Source organism: Streptomyces sp. NRRL S-1813 (assembly GCF_000719605.1).
Classification (GTDB): domain Bacteria; phylum Actinomycetota; class Actinomycetes; order Streptomycetales; family Streptomycetaceae; genus Streptomyces; species Streptomyces decoyicus.
This window is the reverse complement of the sequence record NZ_JOHB01000080.1, coordinates 1-1,474: the sequence shown is the minus strand read 5'-3', so window position 1 is coordinate 1,474 and position 1,474 is coordinate 1. Positions and strand designations below refer to the sequence as shown.

General features: G+C 68.5%; 1 protein-coding gene. It reads right to left on the bottom strand.

Annotated elements, in window-relative coordinates; genetic code table 11:
- Window positions 1-195: 195 nt before the first annotated feature.
- Window positions 196-1,425 carry an IS4 family transposase gene (locus IF67_RS0138365; protein ID WP_037840426.1) on the bottom strand — a complete coding sequence of 410 codons (1,230 nt, stop codon included), beginning with the start codon at window positions 1,423-1,425 and terminating at the stop codon, window positions 196-198.
- Between the last annotated feature and the right edge of the window lie 49 nt (window positions 1,426-1,474).

Below are 1,474 nucleotides of genomic sequence, written 5' to 3'. Positions count from 1 at the left end.
GCAATACCGGTGATTTAGGTTGTTTTTCGGCGGGTTGGCCTGGTCTTGGTCGGCCCGATCAGGGTCACGCGGGGAGTCTCCGGCCTGGGCGGAGTGTGGTGCTCGGCGCGTTTGAGCTTCCAGTTGGACATCTTGCGTTTGATGACGCGCGGGCTGGAGCGCAATCGACGGGGTGACAAGAGCCGTTTGCGGATCTCATGCAGGGCCGTGACCAGTGCCCGAGCCAGCCGGGAGGGGGGAAAACGCCGCCTGGTCGGTGACGTGGCGGCGGACGACGCGCAGCGTGCGAGTGAAGGAGACCCGGTCGGGATCGTGGTCCGCTTGCCGTGCGGCCTGGTGCATCAGGTCCCGCAGGGCGTGGTGCACCAGCAGGAAGGCGAAGATCTCCTGCTCGGCCCCGCGGGGATGCTGGGAGCGCAGGACGAGGCGGGGGCCTCCGAGATGGGTCTTGATCTCATCCAGCGTGCTCTCGATCTCCCATCGCTGGGCGTACAGCGCGGCCAGCGACGCGGCCGACGCGGCCCGCGGATCCAGGACAGTGGTGATCAGCCGGTACACCGTGTCGCTGCCGAGGGTGTACTCGATCACCCGAACCCGGGCTGGGTCCGCGCGAGGGTTCTTGTCCCGGGCCGCGACGATCTCCGAGAGATAGGAGCCATCCTCCAGCAGGGCCCGGACAGGGAGTACGGCATCGCTCTTGACCCGCCACAGCAGGTCGGCGCCGGTTGCGGCGGCGGCCCGCCACAGGTCAAAGCCGCGAAAACCCCGGTCGGCAAGCAGCAGCATGCCCGGCGTGAGTGAGCTGAACAGGCGCTGGGCCAGCTCGGTTTCATGGACAGCCAGCGGTCCGGCCTCGGCCGCGAAGACAGCGTGCGTGCCACACTCGGCCAGCGCGGCCACCCTCACCTGCGGATAGGCGCTCTTCTCCTGCCCGCGGCAGACTCCCGGGCGGCCGAAGAAGGCGGCATTGGACTCGGTGTCCGGCACGTCGAAGGTGGTGCCGTCCACCGCGACTAGCCGCCACCCCCGATACCAGGCCCCGCTCGTTTCCTCGGTCGCCACCGGCCGACACACCCGGGCAAACAGTGCTTTCAGCGGCTCCGGGCCCAGTCGCAGACGGGCTCGGCCGATCGCCGCGGTGGTCGGCACCCGCCAGGTCCCCTTCCACCGACCCATCCGCTCCAGTCCGTGCGTCAGGAGCCGAGCGACCTCCTCATAGCCCTGCCCGGAGAACAGGCACATCGCCAGCACGAAATAGACCACCACCCGGGCCGGCAGCAGCCGTTGACGCTGCTCGACCCGGCCGCATCCCGCGACCACCTCATCCACCAACTCCGGCGGAAACGCACGGGTCAGCACCCCAATCGCGATCCGATCCGAGAACCGGTCATCCGACGACGACTTCACCTGTCCGGGCCTTGGCACACCCCGCCCAACGACCCGGAAAGCCCAAAGTCACCGGTATTGCATCTAG